Raw genomic sequence first — 25542 nt, forward strand, 5'->3', positions numbered from 1 at the left:
TCCGCGCTTCTCCGACACAGTCAAGCGAGACACTCTCCAGTACACGGAAACCATGTCGAGCCAGGTTCCCGGCTGGCCTGTGCCTCATAGCTGAACTGGACCGATGCCAAGTTCGCCACGGCTTTGCCACTTCATCTAGTCGGCACCGGCTCCCATCATTCCGCATCTGGGCCCGTTACTCGACCAGGGTCGCGTGACGGTACAAGATCGTCACAAGTTGGCATCACCGTGCCGCGCATCGGACGCTCAGAGAACCGCAGCAACGGCATCGTAAGGGCCTGCTTCCGCCAAGATGGACGTGCCAATCTACACAGTGTTCGCCGAGCAACGTCATCCTGCCGAATGATCATTGGATCGTCTGAAGATAGCGGCATTGCCGTCAGGTCGTGATCCCCGGCTTCGAGTACGTAGGCTACGATCTTTGATTTGTCCGTTTTTTCGATTACCTCGACCGGTAGCCATGAACCAGCGCCGTTTGGATATATATAGACTGCAAAGACCGTATATATCACCGCTACGCTGATAAGTGACTTGCCTAGGATCGATGAAACGTAGCCGATCGCTGTTGTCGGTCCGGCGTCGGCTTGTCGTCTTTCGGCGATTCCTGGCACATGGCGCCATAGGGTGCCTGTGACAAAGATCGAGGTAGGCGCGAGGAATGCGGCATAGGCTACCGGGACGGCAAATAGGGTCCAGAGTGATATTGCCAGTCCTATGGCTGCTCCAACCAGCATATGAACCTGGCCGAGTCGAACTAGTCGAGGTAGAAAATAGAGAACGCTGGCGCAGAAGAGTGGGCTAGAGGTCAACAATACTGCCAGTGCGACCGCGCCGATGTCGAGTGCGCGAAGCACGACCGGAACGAGTGTGTAATCCCAGTGGGCCAGTGATAGAATCTTGAGGGTGGCAATCACGACGGGGACCACTGTTATCAAGGTCGGGACCCAGGAGCCGTAGTCGAATTCCAGTCTCTTGGGGGCATCGTTCAAGCTGGCCGGCGCCTGATTGTTCACGGCTTTTGAATTATCCGCGAGAGGCCTATGTTTGACGCTTCGTCGTTTGCGCGACGTCAATCTGCCGTTCCTTCCAGTGCTGCCGCAAGGCTTCGACCTGTGGACGTACAGGCCCAACGACACAACGCGCGATGTGCCTGAGATGTTGAGTCATCCGGGCAGGCTAGCGATGAGTCACATAATCTAACCGAGTAGCACCTGGTGCGGGTGCAGTTTGGTAGGCTGATGGCCCCAGAGCTGGTCAACGGGATGAACCGCCAGCAAGATCAAAATTGATGCTGGAACAACGCCTCCGCCTGCCGCTATGTGATTGTGCGCCGTCGTGGCCGTGCTGCGGCACGCTGGTAGTCGTCGACCAGTCGCGCTAGAGCGTCTATCCGGCTACGCCACGGGCCACCATGCACGCGAGCCAGACTGGCAGTCTGCGCCTTCCAGCGGCTACTGCGCCGACCAGTTGCCGACAGCACCGGTTCGAGGAACCCCACCAAGACCGGAGCGTCCTCAGTCCCCGCCAGCACCCGCCATCCCGTACGGGTCGGGTCTGACGAGCGTTCGAGCCGGACGGTATCCAGGTCCAGCGGAGCAGGGCGCGTCAGCGGCTTGGCCCGGCTCGTTCGAGGCTTGCTTTCCGTGACGGCTTTCGTAACAGGCGATGTAGGTGGCTCGGCCACCTCGGCAGTGGGAGCGACCGTTACGAGTTGGGAGAGTTCGGCAGCGGCACGCGTGAGCTGATTCGTCGCCCGCTCCGAGTCGCCATCCCCGAGTACCGCGCGGCGCACCTCGGCAGCCGCCGTCTCGACAGCGGCCACGGCAGCCAGCACGTCCGCGTGCTGCGTGGTCAGCCGTGCGCGGCGAGCGCGCTGCCGACAAGCCGCGTTGTGATAGCGGGCCGGTCGTCCACGGCCGGTCCCTGCTGGCAACGGCTGACCGCATCCCGCACACTTCACGGCTCACCACTCCGATTCGTGACTAGTTTCGTGACGCCAGGTCGAGCGTAGCAAAGCCGGTCACGAAAAGAGTCACGGAACTGTCGTGGCACCGGTTGGCGCGGTGTCCTTGAGATGCTGCGCTGCCCGGTAGAGGTGTCCGGTCGTCACAGCGGCCGGGAGCGCAGCCGACGTCAGCCGCTCGAACGACTCCACATAGGGCAGCCGCTCAGTCTCGCTCTCCAGCCACGTCCCACGGTGCAGGCTGTCGAGGTACACCACGTCATCGAACTGCGCTTCACGGAACGACAGCACGGTGAACGAGGTCATCCCGGCGAACGCGCCCAACCGGTCCGGCGCGAGAAACACCCTCACGCCGGGAAGCTGAGCGAACGATCCCAGCTGAAACAACTGATCAGCCATCACCAGCGCACCACCGACCGGACGCCGCAACACGGCCTGTCCCAAGACAAGATCCATCCGCAGTGTCGGGCCGTGGCCCAACTGGTGCAGCATCTCTGCACGGTGATCGTCGGAGTAGTGGCGGTGCCCCTGCTCGGACACGGCCTCGACCTGGACGCCTCGAACCGCCTCCGAGTACTCAGGCGTCCAGACCAGCGGAGGCAGGACGTCCAGCGCCACCACGCGAACGTAGTTCGCTTCGGCCTCGACCTCGGAGTAGGTCCAGCCGACACAAGACGCCGTGCCACCGGTCAGTGCGTCGAACGTCCGGGGATCACGCGCACGCTGTGCACCCCAGAACACCGGCTCACGCCGTAGCTCATCGATGCCGTACGCCAGAGCGAGCGCCATGACGTCAGCATCGGTGATCGGGACCAACCCGTTTTGCATCATCGACGTCTTGGCCGACGACCACTTCACGCGGTCGGTCACCTCGGCCAGACTCAAGCCGCTTTCCTTGCGCCACAACGCAAGGGCACGCGCAACGGCGCGGTTCTGGAGATTGGACTTGAACCCTTTGGGCATCGTTGGCTGGCTCCGTGTGATGGTGCGATGAGAGAAGCCGACGCGGCGATGCACGCCGCGTCGGCTCCCCCTGACCAGCCTCGAACGGAGGTGAGACGGAGCCCCGGAGGCTGGCGGTTTCGGTGGTCTCAACCGTCAGTCGGGCTGACGGTTGTCGGTGGTGCTTCAGGCTGAAGGCGTTCGTCGGCGTGGTGGACGAGAAGTTCCCCGAGCGAGATGAGGATCTGACCGAACTCGTGCTCTCGGTCCGGTGTCAGAGTGCCCATGATGAAGTCGAACGCGACCCCAGGCATGAGCTGAGAGACCTTGTGGAACTCGGTGATCAGTTCGGTGTCTTCAGGCGTCACGACGCCACCCCGCGTGCAAGCAGCGACTCGTCGAGCCTGTGTTTGCCGACAGCGGCCGGAGGCTCGGTCACGCGAGGCAGTTCCTGTGTGACCTCAGTGCGCGCAGACGGCATGCCTGCTTGAGCCGCGTCCTGCGAGTCTTGGGCAGTCTCGAAGTCGTCAAGCAGGTCCTGAACCTCTGCGTACGCCCACATGGTGTCTCGGGCTGCTTCCTGAGCCTGCCTGACGTACCGGCGACCGAGGACCACCACGTACGCGGGCGGCAGCACCAGCCACACTACGAACAGCACGACTCCCGTTGCATCCCACACCATGACCGCCCACCGCCCTCCCGAGGAACGTGACCGCAGACATCAGCTTCTCTGGCGGCAGATCGGGCGTAAATGACCTGGCTGCGACCTCTGGCGACATTTCGCGACCTATACTGATCGGCGCTGACATCAGTGAGACGGAAGGTCAGCCGATGGATTCGGGAGATCAACGGCGACAGTCACGGACGTTGTTCGGCGAGCTGCTGCGCCAGCGAAGGCAGACCGCGGAGGAGTTCAGTCGAGAGGCTGAGCGTTTCGCGCGCGAGCACGGGTTGAGCGCGACGATAAGTCCGCGCCACGTTCAGCGGTTCGCGTCCGGCCGGCGTGCCGATGGCAAGTCTCTCGGTCTTCCGCAGTCATCAACGCGCCGTCTGCTCGAAGACATGCTCGGCGTGCCGATCGAACGGCTGCTCGAGCCCGTGCCCGACGCCGTTCCCGTGGTCACGGATGACGACCTGGGACTGCAGGCCAGGATTGCCGCAGGGCGGAACCTGGATATGGAGACCGTCGATCTCCTCCGGCAGAAGCTCGACATCACCCGCGTGATTGATCGTCGGCTGGGCGCGTCCGCCTTGCTCGGCGAGCTTCGCGCGCAGATAGGTCAGATGGAACGAGCAATGCGCGACGTGCTGAGCCAGCCGATCCGGTCGGGTCTCGCCGAAGTACTTGTCGACGCTTCCGCGCTTGCAGGTTGGCAGTCGCTCGATCAGGGTCTCGTCAGTGAATCGTGGGACCACTACAACACGGCTCGAATGGCAGCGCGCGAAGCACGCTCGCCCGCGCTCGAAGCGTATGCGTGCGCTGGGCAGGCCGTGGTGTTGCTCGACATCGGCGAAGTCCGGGCGGCCGTCGAGTTGACGGACTATGCGTTGGCGATCGCGAGAGGCAGGGTTCCCGAACTGCTCTTCGCGTGGCTCACTGCGGGATACGGCGAAGCGTGCGCAGCGAACCGAGAGCGCCAAGCCTGTATGCGGGCATTCGATGAGGCTCTGCGCTCGATGCCTGCCAGGATCGACAGCTCGGACACGCCGTATCTGGTGTTCGACTCAACGCACCTCGCGCGCTGGCGTGGCAGTGCGCTGGCTCGGCTCGGTGCACGTGAGGCCGTCGAGATTCTGTCCGATGTCCTGAGCCGACTCGATCCCACTTTCACACGAGCCGAAACCGCGCTCAGGGTCGACCTGGTCCAGGTCTTCACCGCTACGGGAGAGAAACACGAAGTAGCCGCACACGCGGAGCGTGCACGGCTACTTGCTACGCAGATCGGGTCTCAGCGTCAGCGAAAGCGGCTTACTTCGCTGCTCGTTTCCGGCTGAGACTCACGACTTCGGCAATGTCCGGCTCTTCGCCCGGAGCCAGCACGACGGCGCGCTTGCCACGGCTCGCGTGAACGAGTCCTTCGGCTTTCAACTCGGCGATAGCGCGGTTGACGGTTCCGGCAGACAGGCCGTAACGGCTCTTCAGTTCGACCACCGTAGGAAGTTGGTCGCCCGGACGCAGTGCGCCGCACTTGATCGCGCCTCGAAGATCTACGTATATCTTCTGATACGGGTTGTCGGCCGTCGGCTCCAGAGTTGTCGTGACAGCGCCGGATTCGGAAATCATGATCGGCGCTTTGGGCATCCGGGTGCCGATGTTCCCGGCTGCACGCTGGTCCGCCTCCGAGACCCAGGCGGAGTAAACGCGCAGCGTGGTAGCGCCGCCGCCACTGTGTCCCAGGCGACCGGCAACGGTACGCACGTCGACACCTGCGGCGATTAGTTCCGTGGCGGAGTAGTGGCGCAACTGGTGGATGTTCATCTTCCACCCGAGTCGTTCGCACATGCGTCTGTATCGCTGCGTGACAGTGTCCGGCTTGAGCCAGGTGCTGTGATCGACCGACGACGAGAAGACGCGTCCGTCCCTGTGAAGCTTGACTCCGCCGATCTCTGCTTCGGCTTTGCGCTGGTCGATGTAGGCCCGGAGAAGGCCGACGGTTTCCGGGTCGAGCGCGATGCGCCGCTGTTGGTGAGTCTTGGTGTCCTGCTCCCAGGTTTCGGCGCCGTCCTGCGCGATAGCCGTCTGAATGGACAGAACCGCGTTGTTCAGGTCGAGAAGGTCCAGCCGTAGCGCGCAGACCTCACCGCGTCGTGCGCCGGTCGTCATCGCGAGCCACACGAACATTCCCCACGGAAGGTCCTTGAACGCCTCATTGACGATCGCTGCCGCCTGTTCGGGAGTGGGCGGCTTCGGATTCGGCTTGACCGGCTTCGGCGGTTTCGCCTGGGCGAGAGGGTTCACCTTGATCCAGCCCCAGCGAAGCGCGGAGTCGAGCGCTCCGCTCAGGCAGAAGTGAACCTGACGAACGGAGTTCTTTTCCAGCCCCTTGCACTCGTGAGGCTGGCAGTCGAGCTTCTTGCAGTCGTGGTTCTTCTCTTCGGACTTGTGCTCGACGAACTTCCTGCCTCCGCAGTGGGTACGGCACAGTCGGAGGGTCGCGTAAAGCGAGTCGATGACTTCGCCGTCCAGCTTCGCCACCGGCAGAGCACCGACAAGCGGACGGATGTGGTTGTTGATGTACCCCTCGTAACCCTTGCGGGTGTTCCGCTTGACGTCCAGGTTCTTCAGGTAGTGGTCGAGGAGGGTGTTCACATTCGCTTTGGTGCGTGGACTGCGCTGCTCGTCGATCTCGTTGAGAAGTCTCGTCTTGGTCTTCTCGGCTTCGTCCCAAAGATTGGGCGTGTTCTTCGGAATCGTCTCGTTCCGGTAATTCCGGAGACCTGTCAGCGGGTCGACTCCCGCGTAGACGACCACCCTCAGCGAGCCGCTCGGCAGGACCTCGATCCGCCCGCGCTCGCGGTCCTTGGGACCTGCCTTGCGCTTGGTCATGGTGCGACCGTACGCCCGGCTCGCACCACGCGCGGCACCACGAAACGGGCTGTAGATCGACTTCAGTCCTGACTAAAGACTAAGGCCTCTGACCGATATCTGCAGGTCAGAGGCCTTAGTTTCACCCGGCGAAAGGTGGTGCCCCAGGCAGGATTCGAACCTGCGACACACGGTTTAGGAAACCGATGCTCTATCCCCTGAGCTACTAGGGCTGGCGACAGCAGTCTAGCGGGGTGCCGCCACCGAGTTGACCAGCGCCCCCGTCTAGCGCCGGCGGAGGCTGCGCCGGCGTTCGGACCGGGGGCCCGCTCACGCTCGGTGAAGAGCACCGGGCAAGGCCTGCGGCCGTTGGAGGGAAGTGAGACAGGCCACCTTCTATCGGGCACAAACGTCAGGTAGGGAGGGCTTGTGAGCAGACCTTGGCCCGACTTCCGTCCTGGCCCTCTCGGTTCCCTCAAGGCCTGGTGGCGCCGGCTGGTGCCCAAGCGGGCCGACGACATCACCTTCGTGCCGCCCGTCAGCAGTCATCAGCAGGAGTTCGCCACGCCGCTCGCCAGTGCGGTGTACGGGCTGGACTTCCAGCTGAAGCTGACTGTGGTGTGGCGCCTTGATCTGGCGACCGGGCTTCGGCACAACTCGCCTCGCAACGCTGCCATCCACCACGTTCTGCAGCGGGCGAAGGAGATCAGCTGCAAGGCGATGCTGGTGCACCACGCCGCCCTGCAGGTGCAACTGGGGGATGAGCTCGCCGTGGAACGGCAGGTGCCCGGTACGCATGTCTGGGCTCGGGCCGAGCAGGTCAAGGTCGAGGTCGACGGGGACGACCTCGAGATGGCCAAGAAGCACGTCGAGCTGTTGAGGAACTCCACGTTCAAGTTGGCCGAGCGGGATGTGGAACGGGCTGAGATCCGGTACCTGCGCGACGAGGTGCTGACGGACGTCGGGACCGCGACGATCTGGTGGTTGCAGCGCAACGGGTACCAGGTCGAGGAGGCGGTCAAGCTGGCCGATCACCTCGCCGAGCTCGTGAAGATCGCGCAGCGGGAGCCTGCCGGGCATTGGGCCGAGTCGTTGGTGAGCAGTGTCGAGCGGGCCATGCCTGAGCTGGGGGACGCTCATCGGAAGGACTTGCGGTTGCACCTGGTGAAGGCGCTCAGCGTTTACGGTGGTGAGCGGGTGGCTGCCGAGTTCGCGGACCAGATCGGGTTGCCTGCGGGCGAACGGCACAACAACGGGCACGTCTAGGCTCAGCGGGGTGTTGACCCAACTTCGCAGTGCCGCGGTTGTCGCCGGGTTGCAGGCGCTCGCCCGGCTCACGCCCTATGCCGAGGCGGAGCTCATCGGGCTCCGGAAGGTCGTCAGGCCCGGAGACGTCTGCATCGACGTCGGGGCCGCGTTGGGGCTGTACACGGTGACCTTGGCGAGACTGGTCGGTCCACAAGGGACTGTGCACAGCATCGAGCCGCTCGTGTTCGCGCATCCTGCCCTTTCGTACGTGTTGCGGCCCCGCGAAGGGGCGAACATCAAGCGGCATTCGGTGGCGCTTGGTGCTGAGGAGCAGGGGCGCGAGGTGATGAGCGTTCCTGTGCGGCACGGGAGTCCGGTCACTGGACGGTCGTTCCTCACGGCCGGGGCGAACGGGCTGGGGTCCAACGAGGAGTTCGAGCAGCACCTCGACGTGCTCGTGAAGACGGACACGCTCGACCACTTCGTCGAGGAGCAGGGGATCGGGCGGCTCGACTTCGTCAAGGCCGACGTCGAGGGGGCCGAGCTCAAGGTTCTCGAGGGGGCCAAGGGGACCATCGAACGGCTCAAGCCCGCTTTCCTGCTGGAGATCGAGGAACGGCACGTCGAACGGTTCGGGTACCAGGCGAAGGACGTCGCGGACTTCCTGACCGAGCGCGGGTACCGGATGACGACGTGGCGCGGTGGTGCTTGGGTGCCGACGAACGTCATCGGGGACGAGGTCAGGAACTACCTGTTCAGGGCCTGAAAAAGTAGAGGACGCCGACCCCTGGGGGTGGATCGGCGTCCTCATCTCGAAGGCCTACGAGCTGTAGACCTCAAGTTCGTACAGGGAGTACCCGTACTGGCCTGACCGTTGTGTGCCGGTCAACCGCAGGTATCTCGCGTCCTGTGGTGAGAACGCTACGACATCATCGCCGCCATCGCCAGCACTTGTGGAGAAAACGTTGCGCCAGCTCGTGCCGTCATTGGAAATCTCGATGCGGTAGCCCTTGCCGAAGGCCGACTCCCAGCGCAACACCGCGCGACCGATCCGTTGCACAGAGCCAAGGTCCACTTGTATCCATTGGTTGTCGTTCCAGTCGCTGGCCCAGCGCGTGGCCGGGTTTCCGTCGACCACGTGCGACGGCGGGAGGGTGTTCCAGCCCGTCTCGTGTGACGACGCGGTGGCGGTGCGTCCGGCCGCCAGGTTGGTGATGTTCTGGCCCCTGCGGGACGGGAACTGCACGACCTGCTGGTAGGTCGGGCGGTTCTGCCAGTGGATCTTGTCGTGGGTGATGCCGCCCATGGCGCGGTGGATGATCGTGTCGGCGCACCACTGGTCGCCTGCGGCGCAGTCGGCGTCGCCGGGGTAGACGGCGTTCGCCGGCTTGGCCACGGCGGCCTGCAGCGAGGTCACCAGAGCGGATCGGCAACCGGACAAAGTGCCGCCACCGCAGTAGGTCTGCGGGAAGGCTCCCTGGACCGGGTCGCCCAGGACCTTGCGCAGGTCCTTGTCGACGTAGCCCCACCAGCCGTACTGGAACGAGGAACCCTTGTGCGGTGCCGCGCCGTGCGTGTCGGACGGGGCCTCGTCCACTTGCTGGGCGCTCACCAGCGCCCCGAACAGCCCGTCACCGAGTGACGGCTTGAACTGCGCCTCGACCAGGAGCGGCCACCAGGCATCGAGAATCCGGATGGCTTCGGCGTGGCCGTAGGCCTTGCTGCCCTTGGCGGTCTCCTTGCGCAACGAGCCGGAGCGCTGCCAGTCCTTCAGCTTCTGCACGGCCGGGGCCAGCGCCGCGTCGACGGGTGCCGACTCGACCACCCTCAGCAACTCCGGGAGCACCTGCTCGGCGCGCAGGTCGGCGACGGCCGCCTCGGCCATGGCACGGGTCAGGGACGCGCGGGTGACCTTGGTGCCGGACGCGATCAGCGCGCGCACCCTGCGGTCGAGCAGGTCGCCGCGGTGCACGGAGCTGTGGCCGAAGCCGCCGAACGTGAAGTCCTTGGCCTGCTTGTTGTTCCAGGAGATGTAGAAGTCCTGGTTGATCGAGTTCGGGTGCCCGGCGAACGGCAGGACGTCGGACGTGTTCTCGTCGCCGTTCCAGTTCACCCACTCGTACTCGGGACGGGCCCAGGTCGGCAGGTTCGGATCCACTGTGGACCGGCGGACCGGGTTCAGGCCCGAGTTGAAGTACGCCGTGTCACGGGAGTCCACGTAGAACCAGTTGAACGCGTACCCGATCTTCGAGGCCGCCCGCTGGAAATCACCCGCCGAACGGATCGCGGACGGGTCGTTGAGCTCCTGGAACCCGATGATCGAGTCGACCTCGTGCATGTACGTCGACCGCAGCGTCGTGTACGCGACGACCTTGCCGCCGACCGTCGCACGGCTCGTCACCAGACCGTACTTGGTCCGGAACATCACCAACGCGTACGAACCCGCCGGCGTGCCGTCCGCGACGGTCGGCTTCCAGGCGTTCTTGCGCTCCAGGCGTTCCATCGGCAGGCAGGCGCCGTGGTACAGGTACGAGGAGGACGCCTTCGTGGCAGGAGAACCGTCGGGGTTGCACAGCTCGACGGCGTAGGTGTCGATGATGTCCTGCGCCGACGAGGTCGCGCTCCACGAGTAGTCGACACCGCGGCCGAGCTGCACGTACATCGAGACGCCCGCGAACGAGACGCCGCGCGAACGGATGCCGGGGCCGTTGAGCTCCTGCAGCATGAGCAACTGCGGCGCGAAGTACCCGGTCTGCGGCCCCCACACGGCGATCGGGTTGCCGGAATCGGTGTGGGCGCCGGACACCGCGAGGGCGTTGGACATGCCGTGCTTCTTGTTCAACAGGTCGGGCGGCAGCACGCCGTCCTCGAAGATCCCGCGGGCCTTCGCCACGTCGGCCGGGGCGGGCACGGCGACGGACGCGCCCGTTCCACCCACCTCGTCGTAGACCATCCGCTCCGGCGTGATGGAACCGCTGTCCGGGAGCGCCACGCCCTGAGGGGAAGCGGGCGAGGCCGAGTACGGGAAGGACTGTCCGTCGTGGAGGGTCAGGACGGCTTCGGGGTCGTTCTGCGCCCGGAACGCCTTCCACACCTGCTCACCGACGGCGGCGCCGTACCTGTTCTGCGCGGCCAGCTTCACCAGCGCCGACTGCACCTCACCGCCACCGCCGGCGCCGAACAGGCCGCCGACGACCGAGGCGATCGCCACCATGTCGGTCGACTTGAACGGCTGGATGTCGTTCCAGTTCGTGATCGCGTCGGCGTGCCCGGTCAGCACGTACTCGCCGGGGAAGTTCCGCGCGGAGACGGACTGGGTGATGTAGGCGTTGATGCCCGAGATGTAGTCGTTGACGTCCGCCAACGCCTGCCGCCCGCGCTCACCGCCGTTCGCCGCCGCCGAGTCGATCTGCTTCTGCAGGTCCTCCTCGGTGTACGGGATCTGGTTGTAGAAGCTCTGCTCCAGCACCCGGTTCGACGGCGCGCCGCCGGCGAACCCGGTCAGCTGGCCGCGGCCGAGGTGGCGGAACAGGTCCATCAGCCAGAGGCGGTCCTGCCCGGCCGCGAAACCGGCGCCGAACATCGTCCCGGACCGCGTGGTGCCGGTGATGTGCGGCATGCCGATCTTCTTGTCGCGCACGATCGTCACGTCCGGCCGCGGCTTCACGGTGCTCTCGACCTGGTCGGACGGCACGCCGAACGACGCGTCGTTGAAGAAGTCCGTCAGCTGCGAGTTCGTCAGGCCGGAGTAGCCGGACACCAGGGCGTCGTACTTGCCCAGTTGGTCGGCCGAATGCGCCGGCCTGGTGCCGAACGCCTTGTGCGTGAGGATCTCGGCCAGCGTCGCGTTGCCGTTGTTGCCGGGCGGCACGATGTCGCCGCACTGGCCCAGGCAGTAGTCGTCGGCCGCGAACGCCGCGGCGCGCGGCTCCTCGGCCTGGGCGGTCGGGACGAGAAGAAGGGAGGCGGTGACGGCGGCGGTCGCCAGCAGGGTCGTCACCGGATTGGCTCTCCGCATCGCGCGAAGCTCCTCTCCGTGCAGGGCAGGGCTGTTGTGACGCACGTTACTTTCCGGTACGCCTATCGCGAAAGACCTTCGCGTTTTACCGAGTGCCGCCAGAGCGCCTGTATCGATCCCGAAACCCATCAAGATCACATATGGGCAGAAACGAGTCCAATCGAGACATCTGAATCGGATTACCGAGGCCGTATCCGTGTTTCTGGTCCCACATTCCACTGAGTGGGATTTCCGTGTTTGGTCACTCAGTGTTCCGATGATCCCGCTCAACTTCAGGTGGCATGCCTACGCAGCGAAGTCGCAGCTCAATTCCGGTAACTGTGAACGCCGTCGTTGATCTCGAAAATCTGTAACCACATGATGAGATAACTGAGAATTAACGTGACCTTCGGCAGATGTACGCGAAGATCGCGAACATGAGGGAGCACGGAACGCCAATGCGGGAGGCGTCGTGATCAAGGTTCTGCTGGCCGACGACGAGGACCTCGTCCGTTCCGGCCTTCGCATGATCCTGAGCAGCGTCGGAGACATCGAAGTTGTTGCTGAGGCCGACGACGGACACCTGGTAGCCGACCTGGCGCGCCAGCACCGTCCGCACGTGGTTCTGCTCGACATCCGGATGCGCACCTCGGACGGACTCGTGGCCCTGCGGAGGCTGCGGACCCTGCCGGACCCACCGAGGGTCTGCATCCTGACCACGTTCGACGTCGACGAGTACGTGTCGGAAGCCCTGCGCCTCGGCGCGGCCGGCTTCCTGTTGAAGGACACCGAGCCCGAACAGCTCGTCAAGGCCGTGCGCGACCTTGCGCGCGGTGGAGCGGTGCTCGACCCCGGTGTCGCGGCGAGAGTCCTCGCGGCGGTCGCCGACGGTGAACGGATGGCAGAGCCTGCACGCAGGCTCCTCCAAAGTCTGTCCGAACGCGAGCGCGAGGTGCTCGTGCTGATCGGGCAGGGCATGTCCAACGCGGAGATCGGCGGCACCCTGCACCTGTCGGAGGCGACGGTGAAGGGCTACGTCTCGTCCGTGCTCGGCAAGATCGGCGCGGTCAACCGCGTGCAGGCCGCGCTGGTGGCCTACCGCGGCGGCCTGATCGCCTAGAACCCACACGGGAGTCGTCCGCCGCAGAAGTGCGGCGGGCGGCCCTGGTTCTAGTTGCCCGACACGATCTCGGGCACCTCGTCCACCGACGGCTCGACCTCGACCCTGTTGCGGCCGTGCCGCTTCGCCCGGTACAGCGCCATGTCGGCGGCCGCGAACAACTGGTCCAGCTTGGCGGGCCCCGCCGCGACACCGATGCTGACCGTCGGGCGGCGGACGGCGCCGAGCACCATCGTCCAGTCGTGCCCGTCGACGGCCGCGCGGATCCGCTCCGCCACGTTCGGGCCGACGTCCCTGTTCGTTCCCGTGTCGCCCAGCAGCACCACGAACTCGTCGCCGGCCCAGCGCGCCACCAGGTCGTCCGCACGGCACTCGCGCCGCAGCAACGCCGCTATCTCGCGCAACGCCGCGTCGCCCGTCGCGTGCCCGGCGTCGTCGTTGACGCTCTTGAACCAGTCGACGTCGACCAGCACCAGCCACGGCACGCGCCCGCGGGCCGCCGTCGACTCGAGCAACGTCGCCGCCGCGCGTTCCAGCCCCAGCCGGTTCGCGAGGCCCGTCAACGGATCCCGTGCTGCGGCCTCCTGCGCCGCCACCGCGAGCCGTTGGGCCTGCACGGCCACCCGGCGTTGTTCCAGGGCCTGGCCCAGGCCTTCCTGCAACGTCTCCGTGGCCGTGCGGGAGGCCTGCATCGACCGCCGCAACGCCGCCGCCTCGCCCACCGAGTCACCCAGGGAGTGGCAGATGTCCGCGAGTTCCGTGGAGAACCGCAGCAGCAGTGACGTGTCGTTGATGCGTTCGGCGTTCGTCACCGCGCGGGACGCGAGTGTGCGCGCCTCGTCGAGATCGTCCTGTTCGCGGCGCACGACGGAGAGGACCCAGTTGCCGACCGAGATGCCCCACAGGTCGTCGGCGTCCAACGACAGCCGCAGGGTCTCCTCGCCCAGCTCCTCGGCCTTGTCGAGCTGGCCGACACCGGCCAGGGACCGGCCGCACGCACCGAGCAGCGCCCGGTGGTGCATCTCGTCCTTGACGATGCCCAGGCCCTCGTCGAGGTACGCCAGGGCTTCCTCGAAGATCGCCGGTGCCGCCGCGGGAGATCCGGCGCAGGCGCGGAAGTTGAGCGAGCCGCCGAGGCGTTGCAGGCACTGGGCCAGCACGTCGGTGTTGCCCGCCCGCCGCGCCACCTGAACGGACATCCGCAGCATCTCGAGGGCTGCGCGCCGGTTGCCGATGCCCTCCATCAGATAACCGAGGGAACCCATCGTGTGGGCCACGGCCGGGCTGTCGGAACGGTCGGCGTCGAGGTCGGTCCAGCCCTCGGCGGCCAGTTCCAGCGCCAGCGGTATGCGGCCGAGTCGCCACGCCATGACCGCCCTGTTGACCAGCACGGCTGATCGGACCCAGCGGTCGGCGCCGGGGGACACCTTCGTGACCACCTCGTCGAAGAGGCTGTTCGCCTCCGGCACGCGGCCAGCGTTGTACAACGCGCGGACCTCTAGGTCCAATCGCGGAATCTGGCCCGCTACCAGCGGATCGCGCTGCTCCACTCGTTCATCGACTCCGTTCCGACTTGCCGAGCGGCCCGCACAGGCTACCGGGTCGGTCGCGCCCCGTACCGATCGTGGTGCAGGACGTCATCAAGGGGTAGTCGGTTGCGCCAACCGTGACGTTCCAGATCGGGCGTTTCGGGCAGTGATCGAACCGGACCGACGCACAACCACGCAACCGGGCGGACCCTGGTGGGGATGTCCAGCAGGCGGCGCAGCACATCTTCTCGGTAGAAGCTCACCCAGCCAACCCCGAGTCCTTCTTCGGTCGCCGCGAGCCACAGGTTCTGGATGGCCAGGCAGACGGAGTACAAACCCGCGTCCGCGATGGCGTGCCTGCCCAGCACCGCGGGCGAGCCCCTGTCGGGGTCGTAGGTGACGACGATGCCGAGCGACGACTCCATGACGCCCTCGACCTTGATGCGGGAGAACGTCTCCGCCCGTTCCCCGTCGAGCCCGGCCGCGAAGACGCTGCGCTCGGCCTGGACGTGGTCGCGGAACGCCCTCCGGATCGATTCGTCGCGCACCAGGACGAAGTCCCACGGCTGGGAGAGGCCGACGCTGGGGGCGGCGTGCGCGGCCGTCAGCACCCTGCGCAGGACGTCGGAAGGGATTTCTCCGCCGGAGAACTCGGCGCGGGTGTCCCTGCGGCGGTGGACCACGTCGTACAGGTTCATTCGATCGATCGTGCCTCACTCGAAAGCACCAACTTCACGCTGGAGAGGTGGCGCTGATCTCACCTGAGGCGATACACCGATCGGATGCGAAGAATGAGAGGTGGTTATGGCTCCGCGCTCGGATTCGGCGGCGGAGTCGGCGTGACCACGTTCACCGGGGCCTGGCCGCTGCTCGCCCTCGTCCTGCTCGCGGCGGTCGTCGTGATCGTCTCGCTGAGGACCACGATCGTCGGTGCGGGCCTGGCCGCGGTGCAGTGCTGGGGCCTCTACGCGACCTTCTTGGTGGGTGTTCGTGGCGATCTGACGGTCGACGAACACACGACCTGGGTGCTCGCGTTGCTGGTGCAGCTCGCCGCGCTGGCCCTGCTCGCCAGCGCGGCGATCCGCGTCATCGCCCTTGTGACGGGTACGGCAGCAGGGCCATCTCCCGTGCGTTCTTGATCGCCGTGGCGACCTGGCGCTGCTGTTGCGGCGTCAGGCCGGTCACCCGGCGGGACCGGATCTTGCCCCGGTCCGAGATGAACTTGCGCAGCAGCGTGACGTCCTTCCAGTCGACGACGGTCACGCCCTCCTTCACCAGGAGGTTCACCCTGCGCTTGAGAGGCCTCTTCTCGCGCATCACCAGCTCGCCTTCGACACGCCGGGCAGCTCACCGCGGTGGGCCATCTCCCTCAGCCGGACGCGGGACAGGCCGAACTTCCGGTTGAACGCGCGCGGCCGTCCGTCCACGACGTCCCGGTTGCGCAGCCGGGTCGGCGACGCGTCGCGCGGCAGCTTCTGCAGGCCCCGCAACGCTTCCTCGCGCGTCTCCGGGTGCCGCAGCTTCTCCTTGAGCTCGGCGCGGCGTTCCGCGTACCGGGCCACGACCTCGCGCCGGCGTTGGTCGGCGGCGATCTTCGACTTCTTCGCCATCAGCGCTCTTCCTTGAACTCGACGTGCCTGCGCGCCACCGGGTCGTACTTGCGCAGCACCAGGCGATCCGGGTCGTTGCGCCGGTTCTTGCGCGTCACGTAGGTGTAGCCGGTTCCCGCGGTCGACCTCATCTTGATGATCGGCCGGACGTCCGTCGCCTTGGCCATCAGACCTTCACCCCCTGCGCGCGCAGGCGGGCCACGGCGGCCTCGACACCCAGCTTGTCGACGGTCTTGATGCCCTTCGCGGACAGCGTCAGGGTCACGAACCTGTTCAGCGACGGCACCCAGTACCGCTTGCGCTGGACGTTCGGGTTCCACCGGCGGCGCGTCTTGCGTTGCGAGTGCGAGACGCGGTTGCCGAAGCCCGGCTCCCGGCCGGTCAGCTGGCAGCGCACCTGAGTACCTCCTGTTTGAAACGACTTTCGTTTTCATCTACGGTACCTCACATGAAAACCGTTGTCGTCATGGTGGCGGGCCTGGTCGAGCACGACGTCGCCGTGAAGGTGTGGCGCGACCGGCCCGGATCGGTGCTCGTGCGGCACGTGGCCGCGGAAACGTGCGTGCGGCGGTGGGTCGACGGCATCGCGACCGACGTGGAGTTGCAGCACGACTGCGTGTCCTGCACCGTCCGCGAGGACCTCCGCGGGCTGCTCGCCGACCTGGAGGGGCACACGGTCGTGCTGCACCTCGACCCGCTGCTGGAACCGGAGGCGGTGCGCCGCGACCTCGGTGTCGACGTCGAGTGCGTCATCACCGTGCTCGACGCGGCGACCTGGCTGGACGACGCGCTGAGCGACGCCTCCATGACCAGCGACCGGCGCACGGTGGCCCAGGTTGTCGTCGCGCAGGCCGAGGCAGCGGATGTCCTGGTGCTGCAAGGGGATGCCGACGAACGGACGCTCGCCGTGCTGGACCGGCTGGCCCCCGGCGCGCACCGCTGCACACCGGAAACGGTCGTGGTGCGCCGTTCGAACAAGCCCCGGATGCTGCCCCTGGCGCCCGAATGCGGTGTCTCGACAGCGGTTTTCACGGCGGACCGGCCGTTCCACCCGGCCCGGCTGAACGACGCGCTCGACTCGTTGCTCGACGGAACGGTCGTGCGCTCGCGCGGCCGGCTCTGGGTCGCCGACGAGCCGGACGTCGCGCTGCACCTGGAATCCGCCGGGTGCGGGATGCACGTCGGCGAGGGCGGGCCGCGTGGCGGGAGGACCACCCAGATCGTGGCGATCACCCTGGGCGAGCCGGACACCATCACGGCGGCCTTCGCGGGCGCGCTGCTCACCGACGACGAACTGTCCTTCGTGGACTCGATCCGAAAGCTGGCGTCATGAAACCCGGAATCCACCCCGACTACCACCCGGTCGTCTTCCAGGACGCGTCCACGGGCAAGACGTTCCTGACCCGGTCGACCGCGACCTCGGCCAAGACGATCGAGTGGGAGGACGGCAACACCTACCCCTTGCTGGTCGTCGACATCACCGCCGACTCCCACCCGTTCTGGACGGGCACGCAGCGGGTCATGGACACCGCCGGCCGGGTCGAGAAGTTCAACCGCCGTTACGGAAAGCGAGAGCGCTGATGGCCGTTCCCAAGCGCAAGACGTCCCGGTCCAACACGCGGCACCGCCGGGCGCAGTGGAAGGCCACCGCGCCGGACCTCGTGCGCGTGCGGACGTTGGACGGCAAGGAACTCCTCGTTCCCCGTCGGCTCGTCGCCGCCTACAGGCGCGGGTTGCTCTAGCGGGGCAGCTGGACCGTTCCGTCCGGTGAGTCGCGCCACTGGTCGAAGGGGCGGTCCAGCCTCCAGCCCGTGCCGTCGTGGTCGAGCACCCGGTTCTCGCAGGTGTCCGGATTGGACAGCGACTCGAACAGGTCGATGCTCCAGTCGAAGAACCTGCGGCACAGCAACCTGATCGTCAGCCCGTGCGACACGACGAGCACCGTCTTCGGGTGCGCCTCGTCCTTGTGCATCCGCACGGTCAGGCCGTCGAGGAACGCCGCCACCCGGTCGTCCACGTCCGCGCCGGACTCGCCGTTGGGCAGCCGGAAGAAGAAGTGGCCGAACGCGTGCCGCTGGTGCTTGAGCACCTCCTGCTGCACCGGGTCCTGGAGGTTGCCCCAGTCCTGCTCGCGCACCCTCGGCTCGGTGACGATCCGCTCGGCGTCGACGCCCAGCAGGTCGAACGTGTGCTTCGTCCTGCGGTACGGCGAGACGTAGGCCGCGACCGGGCCGTCGCCGATCAGCTCCTTGATCACCGGGCCGGCGGCGCGGGCCTGTTGTTCGCCGGTCTCGGTCAGGGGGAGGGCGTGGTCGGGGATGCGGCAGTAGGCGAGCTCGTCGACGTTGCCGAGGCTCTGTCCGTGGCGCAGCAGGATGATCCGCACCTCACCATCGTGCCTCAGCTCCGCGAGTGGTCCGGGCGTTACAGTGCTCGGCGAGTCGAGGAGGATGGCGTCACATGATCAAGTACATCGCTCTGTACAAGAAGCCCGCCGACCCCGAGGGCTTCGACGAGAAGTACTTCGAGTCGCACCTGCCGATCGTGAACTCGGTGCCCGGCATCGTGCGCGCCGAGGTCGCGAAGGTGCAGCGGGTGTTCCTCGCCGGGTTCCTCGGCGACACCGAGCCGCACCTGATGGCCGAGATGTACTTCGAGTCCGAGGAGTCGTTCAAGGCCGCACTGCAGTCGCCGGAGTGGGCCACGTCGGGCGCCAACCTCGCCGAGATCGGCGGGATGGAGCTCGTCGCGATGTTCAGCGCCGAGGTGGTCGGCGAGTGAAGGCCGTCGTCATCGGCGGCGGCACCATGGGCGCGGGCATCGCGCACCTCCTGCTCGCCCACGGCCACGAGGTCACGTTGTCGGAGGCCGATGCCGAACGCGCCGAGCAGGGCAGGCTCGCCGTCCGGCGGTCGCTCGGCAGGGCGCAGGAGAAGGGCAAGCTCACCGACGCCGAGGCGGTGTTCGCGAACCTGAGCACCGGTGACCTGCCCGCGGACGCCGAACTGGTCGTCGAGGCGGTCCCGGAGAACGTGCCGCTGAAGCAGCAAGTGCTGGGCGTCGCGGCCGAGAAGTGCCCGCAGGCGGTCCTCGCGTCCAACACCTCGTCGCTGTCGATCTCGGAGATCGCCGAGGGACTGCCCGGCGAACGCGTGCTGGGCATGCACTTCTTCAACCCCGTCCCGGTGCAGCAGCTCGTCGAGCTGGTCCACCACGAGGGCGTCGACCCGGCGAACGTGGCCAAGGCGCGGGCCTGGGCCGAGGAGATGGGCAAGACCGTCATCGAGGTGCGCGACTCGCCGGGCTTCGCGACCTCGCGGCTGGGCGTCGCCGTCGGCATGGAGGCGATCCGCATGCTCGAGGAGGGTGTCGCGTCCGCCGCCGACATCGACACCGGCATGAAGCTCGGCTACCGCTGGCCGATGGGCCCGCTGGAGCTCACCGACCTGGTCGGCCTCGACGTGCGGCTCGCGATCGCCGAGCACCTCGCGGCCGAGCTGGGGCCGCGGTTCGAGCCGCCGGCGCTGCTGCGCGACAAGGTCGCCCGCGGTGAGCTGGGGAAGAAGACGGGCCAGGGCTTCTTCTCCTGGTAGATAGTTGTCCGTGCGCATCCGTGAGTTCACCGAGGACGACCGCGACGCCGTGTTCCGCCTGCGGAAGGTGGCGTTCAACGGGACGCCACCGCCGGGGCCGTTGCTGAGGCCGGGGTCGCACGGGATCCTCGCCGAGGTCGACGGACGGGTCGCGGGCGTCCTCGGGATCGGCTCGTACGCCCAGTTCTACGGCGGCGCCGCGGTGCCCATGGGCGGCATCGGCGGTGTCGCCGTCGACGGGGCCTATCGCGGCCGCGGGATCGCGAACGCGTTGCTCGACGCCGCGCTGACCACGATGAGGGAGCACGGCCAGCCGATCTCGGCGCTCTACCCGACCGTGCCGAACCTGTACCGCAAACGCGGCTGGGAGCGCGCCGGCGTCTTCGAGTGGGTCGAGCTGCCGATGGACAGGCTGCTCTCGGTGCCGAAGCCCACCGAGCGGATCGAGTCGCGCCCGGCGGTGGAGAGCGACCTGCCCGCGCTGCACGAGTGCTACCTGGAGGTCGCGCGGACCGTCGACGGCATGGCCGACCGCCGTCCGCCGCGGATCGAGCTCGAGAAGGTGCTCGAGATGGACGTGGTGACCGTGCTGCCCGGCCCGAACGGCCTGCGCGGCTACCTCACCGCCACCCGCGAGTCCGGTGGCGACCTGGGCCGGCTCAAGGTCCACGACCTCATCGGCGTGGACGTCGAGGCCCAGCTGACCCTCCTCGCGTCGCTGGCGTCGTGGGCGGGCCTGCTCGAAGCCGTCGACCTGCGGATCACCGACCCGGCGACGGTGAACCTGCTGGGCGCCACGCCGTTGCGGTACTCGGTGTGGACCTCGACGTGGATGCAGCGCGTCGTCGACCTGCCCGCCGCCGTGGCCGCGCGGGGCTGGCCGCGCCTGCCCGACGTCGCGGTGGACCTGGACGTGGTCGACGAGCACGCGCCGTGGCACGCGGGCCCGCAGCGCGTCGTCGTGGAGGACGGCGCCGTCCGCGTCGAACCCGGTGGCACGGGTGCCGTGCGGCTGCACGCACGGGCGCTCGGGCCGTGGTTCTCCGGCGCGCAGACCACGCACGCGTTGCGGCGCGGGGGCTTGCTGGAGGGCGACCCGGCCGACGCGGTGGTGCTGGACCAGCTCGTCGGCTCCGCGGGCACCCCACGCCTCGCCGACTTCTTCTGACGCGCCAGCGCGTCGCAATTCACCCGATCGGTCGCGTCCAGTAACAATGGACGGGTGGCGGGGGACCAGGACGAGGTCAGGCATGCCTACGGCGACAACATGGGTTGGCGCCTGAAGGGCTACGCGAAACGGCACAGCGGGCCACCGGTCAGCGTGCGCGAGCTCTCCCGGGACGAGTTCCTGGCGATCAGACCGCTGTTCGACTGCGACGACAACCCGTGGCTCGTGGACCTGAACGAGGTGGTCCCGCAGATCCGGCCGTTCGTCGAGGAGGTGCTCGGCCCGCTCAGCCCCGACGAGGACTACTACGTCACCGGCCACCCGCTGGACTGGGACAAGGACCCGGTGCAGGTCGCCAGGGACCTGCTCGACACGTACTACCCGCTCGCGAGGGCGGCGTTCCTCGGCGGCAGCGTGGCGACGGGCACCTACACGGCGAACTCCGACCTGGACATGATCGTGATCGTCGACGACCTGCCCGGCGCGTTCCGCGAGACGCTGCGGCACCGCGGCTGGCCGGTCGAGCTGTTCTGCCACACGATCGAGTCCTTCCAGGACTTCGTGGCCCGCGACACCGAGGGCCGACGGCCGCCGTTGCTGCACATGTGCGCCGAGGGTTTCCTCATGCTCGACGCCGACGGCACGGGCGCGCGGATGCGGGCCGAGGCGCGCGTTCTGCTGGACGCGGGGCCTCCCCCCGCGACGGTCACCGAGCTGGAGGACCGTCGTTACGGCACCACGGACCTGCTCGAAGACCTGATCGGCGCACGGGACGAGGACGAACGGCTGTTCGTCGCGGCACGGCTGTTGACCTGCGTCGGTGAGCTGGCGCTGGTCGTGCAGAACCGGTGGCTCGGGCACGGCAAGTGGCTGCTGCGTCGGCTGCGCGACGCCAAGGAGGACGAGCTCGTCGACTCCTACCGGGCGCTGGTGCGGGGCGAGGGCGCCGAGCGGTTCATCACCGTCGTGGAGGCCGTGCTGGAGTCCGCGGGCGGGCGCATGGAGGCCGGTTACCGCCGCGCTGCGCCCCACCGGTGAACAACTAGTCTCTCCGTTCGTGCTGCTCATCGTCCTGGAGCTGATCGGTATCGCGGTCTTCGCCGCCTCCGGAGCGGTGGCGGCGGTCCGCGCGCGCCTCGACGTGTTCGGCGTGATCATCCTGGCCCTCACCACCGCGCTGGGCGGCGGCATCATCCGCGACGTGCTGCTCGGCGTGCACCCGCCGACGAGCCTGCGGAACTGGCCGTACCTGCTGGTCGCGGGCGGCACGGGGCTGATCGTGTTCTGGTTCCACCCGCAGGTCGCGAAGCTCCGCCGCAGCGTGCTGCTGCTCGACGCCGTGGGGCTCGGCCTGTTCGTCACGTCCGGCACGTCGACCGCGCTCGCGCTCGGCGCCACCCCGTACGCGGCCTGCCTGATCGGGATGACCACCGGCATCGGCGGCGGCGCGATGCGCGATCTCCTCCTCCGAGAGATCCCTTTGGTCCTCAGGAGGGAGATCTACGCGGTGGCGGCGTTGTGCGGTGCCGTCGTCGTCGCGGTGGGCGAATGGGCGCGTCTGCCGAAAGGCCTGGTCGCGCTCACCGGTGCGTTGCTGATCATCACCATCCGGCTGATCGCGCTCTGGCGGAAGTGGAACGCGCCCGTCGCACGGGGCCTTGAGGGCTAACGCCGAACTCACACCCGCAGTTAGGGCCCTTCTCAGGCACTTCTCAGATCCCTCGGCAAGACTGCCCTCATGCGCATCCTCGTTGTCGATGACGATCGGGCGGTCCGGGAGTCACTCCGCCGCTCGCTCCAGTTCAACGGCTACCAGGTCGAGACTGCCGGAGACGGCATGCAGGCCCTGGAGTCGGTGACCGCCGCCAGGCCGGACGCGATGGTGCTCGACGTGATGATGCCCCGCCTCGACGGCCTCGAGGTGTGCCGCAGGCTGCGCAGCACCGGTGACGACCTGCCGATCCTCGTGCTGACCGCACGGGACGCCGTGAGCGACAGGGTGTCCGGTCTGGACGCCGGTGCCGACGACTACCTGCCCAAGCCGTTCGCGCTGGAGGAGTTGCTGGCCCGGCTGCGCGCGTTGCTGCGCAGGGCCGCCCACGACGACGACGCGGCCCAGCACTCCGCGGCCGCGCTCAAGTTCGCCGACCTGGAGCTGGACCCGTCCACCAGGGACGTCCGCCGCGGCGAGCGCCCGATCAGCCTCACCCGCACCGAGTTCGCGCTGCTCGAGCTCCTGCTGGCGCACCCGCGCCAGGTGCTCACCCGCAGCCGCATCCTGGAGGACGTGTGGGGATACGACTTCCCGACCTCGGGCAACGCACTCGAGGTCTACGTGGGGTACCTGCGCCGCAAGACGGAGGCCGAGGGGGAACCCAGGCTGATCCACACGGTGCGTGGAGTGGGCTACGTCCTGCGGGAGACCCCTCCGTGATCCACGAACCCCAGGGACGCCTCCAGCGGGCGTCGCTGCGGGCTCGGGTCACGTGGCTCGCGGCGTTCTGCGTCGCCGGGGCGGTCGCGTTGGTGTCCCTCGGCGCGTACATGGTCGTGCGCAAGAGCACGTACGACGCGCTCGACGACGGCCTGCGCCAGCGCGCCGCCACGGTGGCGAACGGCAAGAAGGTCAGTTCTCCCGACGAGGTCGCGAACTACCCGGCGGCGTTCCTCGCGGCCGGCGACGTGAAGATGGGCGTGCTGCTCTCGGACACCGGGAAGCTCACCTACCCGAGGGAGTCCGAGCCGCCGCCGACCGTCCCGGAGGCGTGGGACGTCGCGGACGGCGAGCGGCCCGAGTTCATCTGGACCGACCACAAGACCGAGACGCGCGTGATCGCGGTCAGGTACCAGCCCGACCAGGCGATCATCATCGCCCAGTCGATGGCGCCCCAGCGCACCACGCTGGCGAAGCTCAGCGTCGTCCTGCTGCTGATCGGCGGTGCCGGTGTGCTGCTCGCGGCCATCGCGGGCACGGCCGTCGCCCGCACGAGTCTGCGGCCGGTGCAGAGGCTGACCGAGGCCACCGAACGCGTCGCGAACACCGGCGACCTGACGCCGATCCCGGTGTCGGGCGACGACGAGCTGGCGCGGCTCACGCACAGCTTCAACGCGATGCTCGGCGCCGTCGCCGAGTCGCAGGAACGGCAACGCCGCCTGGTCGCCGACGCGGGCCACGAGCTGCGCACGCCGCTGACCTCGATGCGCACCAACCTGGAGCTGCTGCTCGCCTCGGAACGCCCGGACTCCCCGACGTTGTCGCAGGAGGACAAGACGGAGATCCAGGCCGACGTGCGCGCGCAGATCGACGAGCTGACCACGTTGATCGGCGACCTGGTCGAACTGGCCCGCGAGGACGCCCCGCAGGTCGTCCACGAGCCGGTCGACCTCGTCGAGGTGGTCGAACGGTCCCTCGACCGGGCCCGTCGTCGCGGCTCGGGCGCCGTTCGCTTCGACGTGCAGCTCCAGCCGTGGACACTTCTGGGTGATTCGAGCGCCCTGGAACGCGCGGTGCTGAACCTCCTCGACAACGCGGTGAAGTTCAGTCCGTCCGGTTCGTCCGTTCGCCTGAACCTCCGCCAGGTGGGGGACGGCAGCGCGGTGGTGGAGGTCGCGGACGCGGGCCCCGGCATCGCGGACGCCGATCTACCTCACGTTTTCGAGCGGTTCTACCGCTCCTCCGAGGCGCGGACCCTGCCGGGTTCGGGCCTCGGGCTCGCCATCGTCAAGCAGGTGGCGCAACGGCACGGCGGCACGGCCACGGCGGGCCGTGCGCCCGAGGGCGGTGCCCTGTTCACGTTGCGCCTACCCGGACGTCCGTAAGGTGGGGCGTGTGAGTCATCGCGTGAATGACGATTCTTCGTCGACCTGGGAGACGACGCCTCCCGCCGGAGACGGCCCCGCCGAACCCACGACGCGCTTCTCGACGTCCGGTTCGCGGGCTTCGTCCCGCTCGTCGGCCTACGACGAGGACGACGCGCCGAAGTTCTCCAGGAAGAAGACGAAGAAGAAGCAGCCGTTCTGGAAAGAGCTGCTGGTCATCTTCAGCGTGGCGCTGCTGCTGACCGTCGTGATCCAGACGTTCGTCGCGCGCGTGTTCGTCATCCCGTCGGCCTCGATGGAGACGACCCTGCACGGCTGCACGGGCTGCGTGAACGACAAGGTGCTGGTCGAGAAGATCACGTACCTGTTCAACGACCCGCGCCCCGGCGACGTCATCGTCTTCCGCGGCCCGCCGAACTGGACCGGCGGCAAGCAGCCCCCGAACTTCGTGGTCGGCACGCTGCAGGACCTCGGCTCGATGGTGAACCTCTCCGAGCCCAGCGGCACGGACTTCATCAAGCGCGTCATCGCCGTCGGCGGCCAGACCGTCGAGTGCTGCGACGACGAGGGCCGCGTCCTGGTCGACGGCAAGCCGCTGGACGAGCCGTACCTGAACTTCGGCGGCGGCCCGCGCCAGCAGGACTCGTTCGAGAAGGTCACCGTCCCCGCGGGCAAGCTGTGGGTGATGGGCGACAACCGCAACAACTCGTCGGACTCGCGCAAGCACGGCGACCCGACGCCGGCCGACGGTGCGATCCCGGTGGAGAACGTGGTCGGCAAGGCCCGCGTGATCGTGATCCCGGTGGGGCGTTGGGGCGGCATTTCGGACTTCAACCCGCAGACCGGCGGGAAGTAGGCGGACCGGCTGGGGACAGCCGCGAGTACGCGAGAGGGGCGAGGACCAAGCGGTCCTCGCCCCTCCCGGCGTTGTGGGGCCGGGTCGTGCCGGTCAGCGCGGGGCGGGTGGGACTCGGCCAACGCCGGGCGACGCGGTCCGGACAACGTGAAAGGGGCGAGGACCACGCGG

General features: G+C 67.5%; 29 protein-coding genes and 1 tRNA gene. 16 read left to right on the top strand and 14 right to left on the bottom strand.

Annotated elements, in window-relative coordinates; all coding sequences use genetic code 11:
• Window positions 1-155: 155 nt before the first annotated feature.
• The 4 genes from BMY74_RS44040 to BMY74_RS03240 all read right to left on the bottom strand — a co-directional run bounded on the left by BMY74_RS44040 (window position 156) and on the right by BMY74_RS03240 (window position 3563).
• Window positions 156-1013: a hypothetical protein gene (locus BMY74_RS44040; protein WP_143091423.1), complete on the bottom strand. Its 858-nt coding sequence runs from the start codon at window positions 1011-1013 to the stop codon at window positions 156-158.
• A gap of 1019 nt (window positions 1014-2032) precedes the next feature.
• Complete coding sequence (locus BMY74_RS03230) at window positions 2033-2926, bottom strand: helix-turn-helix domain-containing protein (RefSeq protein ID WP_143091424.1); 894 nt, start codon at window positions 2924-2926, stop codon at window positions 2033-2035.
• 128 nt (window positions 2927-3054) lie between these two features.
• Complete coding sequence (locus BMY74_RS03235; protein WP_089909070.1) at window positions 3055-3273, bottom strand: hypothetical protein; 219 nt, start codon at window positions 3271-3273, stop codon at window positions 3055-3057.
• On the bottom strand, window positions 3270-3563 hold the full coding sequence (locus BMY74_RS03240) for a hypothetical protein (protein ID WP_089909073.1): 294 nt from the start codon (window positions 3561-3563) through the stop codon (window positions 3270-3272). Before BMY74_RS03240 ends, BMY74_RS03235 begins: the two co-directional genes overlap by 4 nt.
• Before the next feature lie 50 nt (window positions 3564-3613).
• Here BMY74_RS03240 and BMY74_RS03245 point away from each other — a divergent pair, with 50 nt between their 5' ends.
• On the top strand, window positions 3614-4900 hold the full coding sequence (locus BMY74_RS03245) for an NsdA family TPR-like regulatory protein (RefSeq protein ID WP_143091425.1): 1287 nt from the start codon (window positions 3614-3616) through the stop codon (window positions 4898-4900).
• On the opposite strand, the gene BMY74_RS03250 is transcribed toward BMY74_RS03245, so the two are convergent.
• The gene (locus BMY74_RS03250) at window positions 4875-6452 is read right to left on the bottom strand and encodes a tyrosine-type recombinase/integrase (RefSeq protein WP_177229542.1); all 1578 of its coding nucleotides are present in this window, start codon (window positions 6450-6452) and stop codon (window positions 4875-4877) included. The two genes, BMY74_RS03245 and BMY74_RS03250, sit on opposite strands and share 26 nt — an antisense overlap.
• A 136-nt stretch (window positions 6453-6588) precedes the next feature.
• Window positions 6589-6664: transfer RNA gene (locus tag BMY74_RS03255), tRNA-Arg, on the bottom strand.
• Window positions 6665-6860: 196 nt separating this feature from the next.
• Between BMY74_RS03255 and BMY74_RS03260 the strand changes: the two genes are divergently transcribed.
• On the top strand, window positions 6861-7697 hold the full coding sequence (locus BMY74_RS03260) for a hypothetical protein (RefSeq protein ID WP_143091426.1): 837 nt from the start codon (window positions 6861-6863) through the stop codon (window positions 7695-7697).
• Between the two features lie 10 nt (window positions 7698-7707).
• The gene (locus BMY74_RS03265) at window positions 7708-8445 is read left to right on the top strand and encodes an FkbM family methyltransferase (protein ID WP_089909081.1); all 738 of its coding nucleotides are present in this window, start codon (window positions 7708-7710) and stop codon (window positions 8443-8445) included.
• Window positions 8446-8499: 54 nt separating this feature from the next.
• On the opposite strand, the gene BMY74_RS03270 is transcribed toward BMY74_RS03265, so the two are convergent.
• On the bottom strand, window positions 8500-11697 hold the full coding sequence (locus BMY74_RS03270) for a penicillin acylase family protein (protein WP_089909084.1): 3198 nt from the start codon (window positions 11695-11697) through the stop codon (window positions 8500-8502).
• A 451-nt stretch (window positions 11698-12148) separates the two neighbouring features.
• Here BMY74_RS03270 and BMY74_RS03275 point away from each other — a divergent pair, with 451 nt between their 5' ends.
• Window positions 12149-12796: a response regulator gene (locus BMY74_RS03275; protein WP_030481367.1), complete on the top strand. Its 648-nt coding sequence runs from the start codon at window positions 12149-12151 to the stop codon at window positions 12794-12796.
• Between the two features lie 50 nt (window positions 12797-12846).
• Here the strand turns inward: BMY74_RS03275 and BMY74_RS03280 are convergent, their stop codons facing one another.
• Both BMY74_RS03280 and bluB read right to left on the bottom strand, forming a co-directional pair.
• A complete protein-coding gene (locus BMY74_RS03280; protein WP_342716581.1) occupies window positions 12847-14283 on the bottom strand; it encodes a GGDEF domain-containing protein in 1437 nt (478 codons plus the stop codon).
• A 107-nt stretch (window positions 14284-14390) separates the two neighbouring features.
• A complete protein-coding gene (gene bluB, locus BMY74_RS03285) occupies window positions 14391-15023 on the bottom strand; it encodes a 5,6-dimethylbenzimidazole synthase (protein WP_089909091.1) in 633 nt (210 codons plus the stop codon).
• A gap of 141 nt (window positions 15024-15164) precedes the next feature.
• Here bluB and BMY74_RS03290 point away from each other — a divergent pair, with 141 nt between their 5' ends.
• A complete protein-coding gene (locus tag BMY74_RS03290; protein WP_089909093.1) occupies window positions 15165-15464 on the top strand; it encodes a hypothetical protein in 300 nt (99 codons plus the stop codon).
• Here the strand turns inward: BMY74_RS03290 and rpsR are convergent.
• Genes rpsR through rpmB form a run of 4 tightly spaced genes read right to left on the bottom strand, consistent with a single transcriptional unit; the run spans window position 15412 to window position 16332 of the window.
• Window positions 15412-15642, bottom strand: a complete 231-nt coding sequence (rpsR, locus tag BMY74_RS03295; protein WP_089910403.1) for a 30S ribosomal protein S18 — start codon at window positions 15640-15642, stop codon at window positions 15412-15414. The two genes, BMY74_RS03290 and rpsR, sit on opposite strands and share 53 nt — an antisense overlap.
• Window positions 15642-15935 carry a 30S ribosomal protein S14 gene (gene rpsN, locus BMY74_RS03300; RefSeq protein WP_089909097.1) on the bottom strand — a complete coding sequence of 98 codons (294 nt, stop codon included), beginning with the start codon at window positions 15933-15935 and terminating at the stop codon, window positions 15642-15644. The genes rpsR and rpsN overlap by 1 nt, the downstream gene beginning before the upstream one ends.
• Window positions 15935-16102 (bottom strand): 50S ribosomal protein L33, encoded by a 168-nt coding sequence (rpmG, locus tag BMY74_RS03305; RefSeq protein ID WP_089909100.1) that lies wholly within the window; start codon window positions 16100-16102, stop codon window positions 15935-15937. The genes rpsN and rpmG overlap by 1 nt, the downstream gene beginning before the upstream one ends.
• Window positions 16102-16332, bottom strand: coding sequence for a 50S ribosomal protein L28 (rpmB, locus tag BMY74_RS03310; RefSeq protein ID WP_089909103.1), 231 nt, complete (start codon window positions 16330-16332; stop codon window positions 16102-16104). The genes rpmG and rpmB overlap by 1 nt, the downstream gene beginning before the upstream one ends.
• A gap of 51 nt (window positions 16333-16383) precedes the next feature.
• Between rpmB and BMY74_RS03315 the strand changes: the two genes are divergently transcribed.
• From BMY74_RS03315 to rpmF, 3 genes are read left to right on the top strand one after another with little or no spacing between them, the layout of a single operon-like run.
• A complete protein-coding gene (locus tag BMY74_RS03315) occupies window positions 16384-17268 on the top strand; it encodes a GTP-binding protein (protein WP_089909107.1) in 885 nt (294 codons plus the stop codon).
• Window positions 17265-17516 (top strand): type B 50S ribosomal protein L31, encoded by a 252-nt coding sequence (locus BMY74_RS03320; RefSeq protein WP_089909110.1) that lies wholly within the window; start codon window positions 17265-17267, stop codon window positions 17514-17516. The genes BMY74_RS03315 and BMY74_RS03320 overlap by 4 nt, the downstream gene beginning before the upstream one ends.
• Window positions 17516-17677 (top strand): 50S ribosomal protein L32, encoded by a 162-nt coding sequence (rpmF, locus tag BMY74_RS03325; protein WP_089909113.1) that lies wholly within the window; start codon window positions 17516-17518, stop codon window positions 17675-17677. The genes BMY74_RS03320 and rpmF overlap by 1 nt, the downstream gene beginning before the upstream one ends.
• On the opposite strand, the gene BMY74_RS03330 is transcribed toward rpmF, so the two are convergent.
• Window positions 17674-18321: a histidine phosphatase family protein gene (locus tag BMY74_RS03330; protein WP_089909116.1), complete on the bottom strand. Its 648-nt coding sequence runs from the start codon at window positions 18319-18321 to the stop codon at window positions 17674-17676. The two genes, rpmF and BMY74_RS03330, sit on opposite strands and share 4 nt — an antisense overlap.
• A 74-nt stretch (window positions 18322-18395) precedes the next feature.
• On the opposite strand from BMY74_RS03330, the gene BMY74_RS03335 reads away from it, so the two are divergent.
• From BMY74_RS03335 to lepB, 8 genes are all read left to right on the top strand, one after another.
• Window positions 18396-18716 (top strand): EthD family reductase, encoded by a 321-nt coding sequence (locus BMY74_RS03335; protein WP_089909119.1) that lies wholly within the window; start codon window positions 18396-18398, stop codon window positions 18714-18716.
• Window positions 18713-19528, top strand: coding sequence for a 3-hydroxyacyl-CoA dehydrogenase family protein (locus BMY74_RS03340; RefSeq protein ID WP_089909122.1), 816 nt, complete (start codon window positions 18713-18715; stop codon window positions 19526-19528). The genes BMY74_RS03335 and BMY74_RS03340 overlap by 4 nt, the downstream gene beginning before the upstream one ends.
• A 10-nt stretch (window positions 19529-19538) precedes the next feature.
• Entirely contained in the window at window positions 19539-20696 is a 1158-nt protein-coding gene (locus BMY74_RS03345) for a GNAT family N-acetyltransferase (protein WP_089909125.1), read from the top strand.
• Window positions 20697-20750: 54 nt separating this feature from the next.
• Window positions 20751-21734 carry a nucleotidyltransferase domain-containing protein gene (locus BMY74_RS03350; RefSeq protein ID WP_245785861.1) on the top strand — a complete coding sequence of 328 codons (984 nt, stop codon included), beginning with the start codon at window positions 20751-20753 and terminating at the stop codon, window positions 21732-21734.
• 19 nt (window positions 21735-21753) lie between these two features.
• Entirely contained in the window at window positions 21754-22365 is a 612-nt protein-coding gene (locus tag BMY74_RS03355) for a trimeric intracellular cation channel family protein (RefSeq protein WP_089909129.1), read from the top strand.
• 69 nt (window positions 22366-22434) lie between these two features.
• Window positions 22435-23130 carry a response regulator transcription factor gene (locus BMY74_RS03360; protein WP_089909132.1) on the top strand — a complete coding sequence of 232 codons (696 nt, stop codon included), beginning with the start codon at window positions 22435-22437 and terminating at the stop codon, window positions 23128-23130.
• Window positions 23130-24515: a sensor histidine kinase gene (locus tag BMY74_RS03365; RefSeq protein WP_089910409.1), complete on the top strand. Its 1386-nt coding sequence runs from the start codon at window positions 23130-23132 to the stop codon at window positions 24513-24515. The genes BMY74_RS03360 and BMY74_RS03365 overlap by 1 nt, the downstream gene beginning before the upstream one ends.
• A 22-nt stretch (window positions 24516-24537) precedes the next feature.
• Complete coding sequence (gene lepB / locus BMY74_RS03370) at window positions 24538-25371, top strand: signal peptidase I (RefSeq protein WP_089909135.1); 834 nt, start codon at window positions 24538-24540, stop codon at window positions 25369-25371.
• Window positions 25372-25542 lie beyond the last annotated feature (171 nt).

The organism is Lentzea albida (assembly GCF_900111005.1).
Taxonomy (GTDB): Bacteria; Actinomycetota; Actinomycetes; order Mycobacteriales; family Pseudonocardiaceae; genus Lentzea; species Lentzea albida.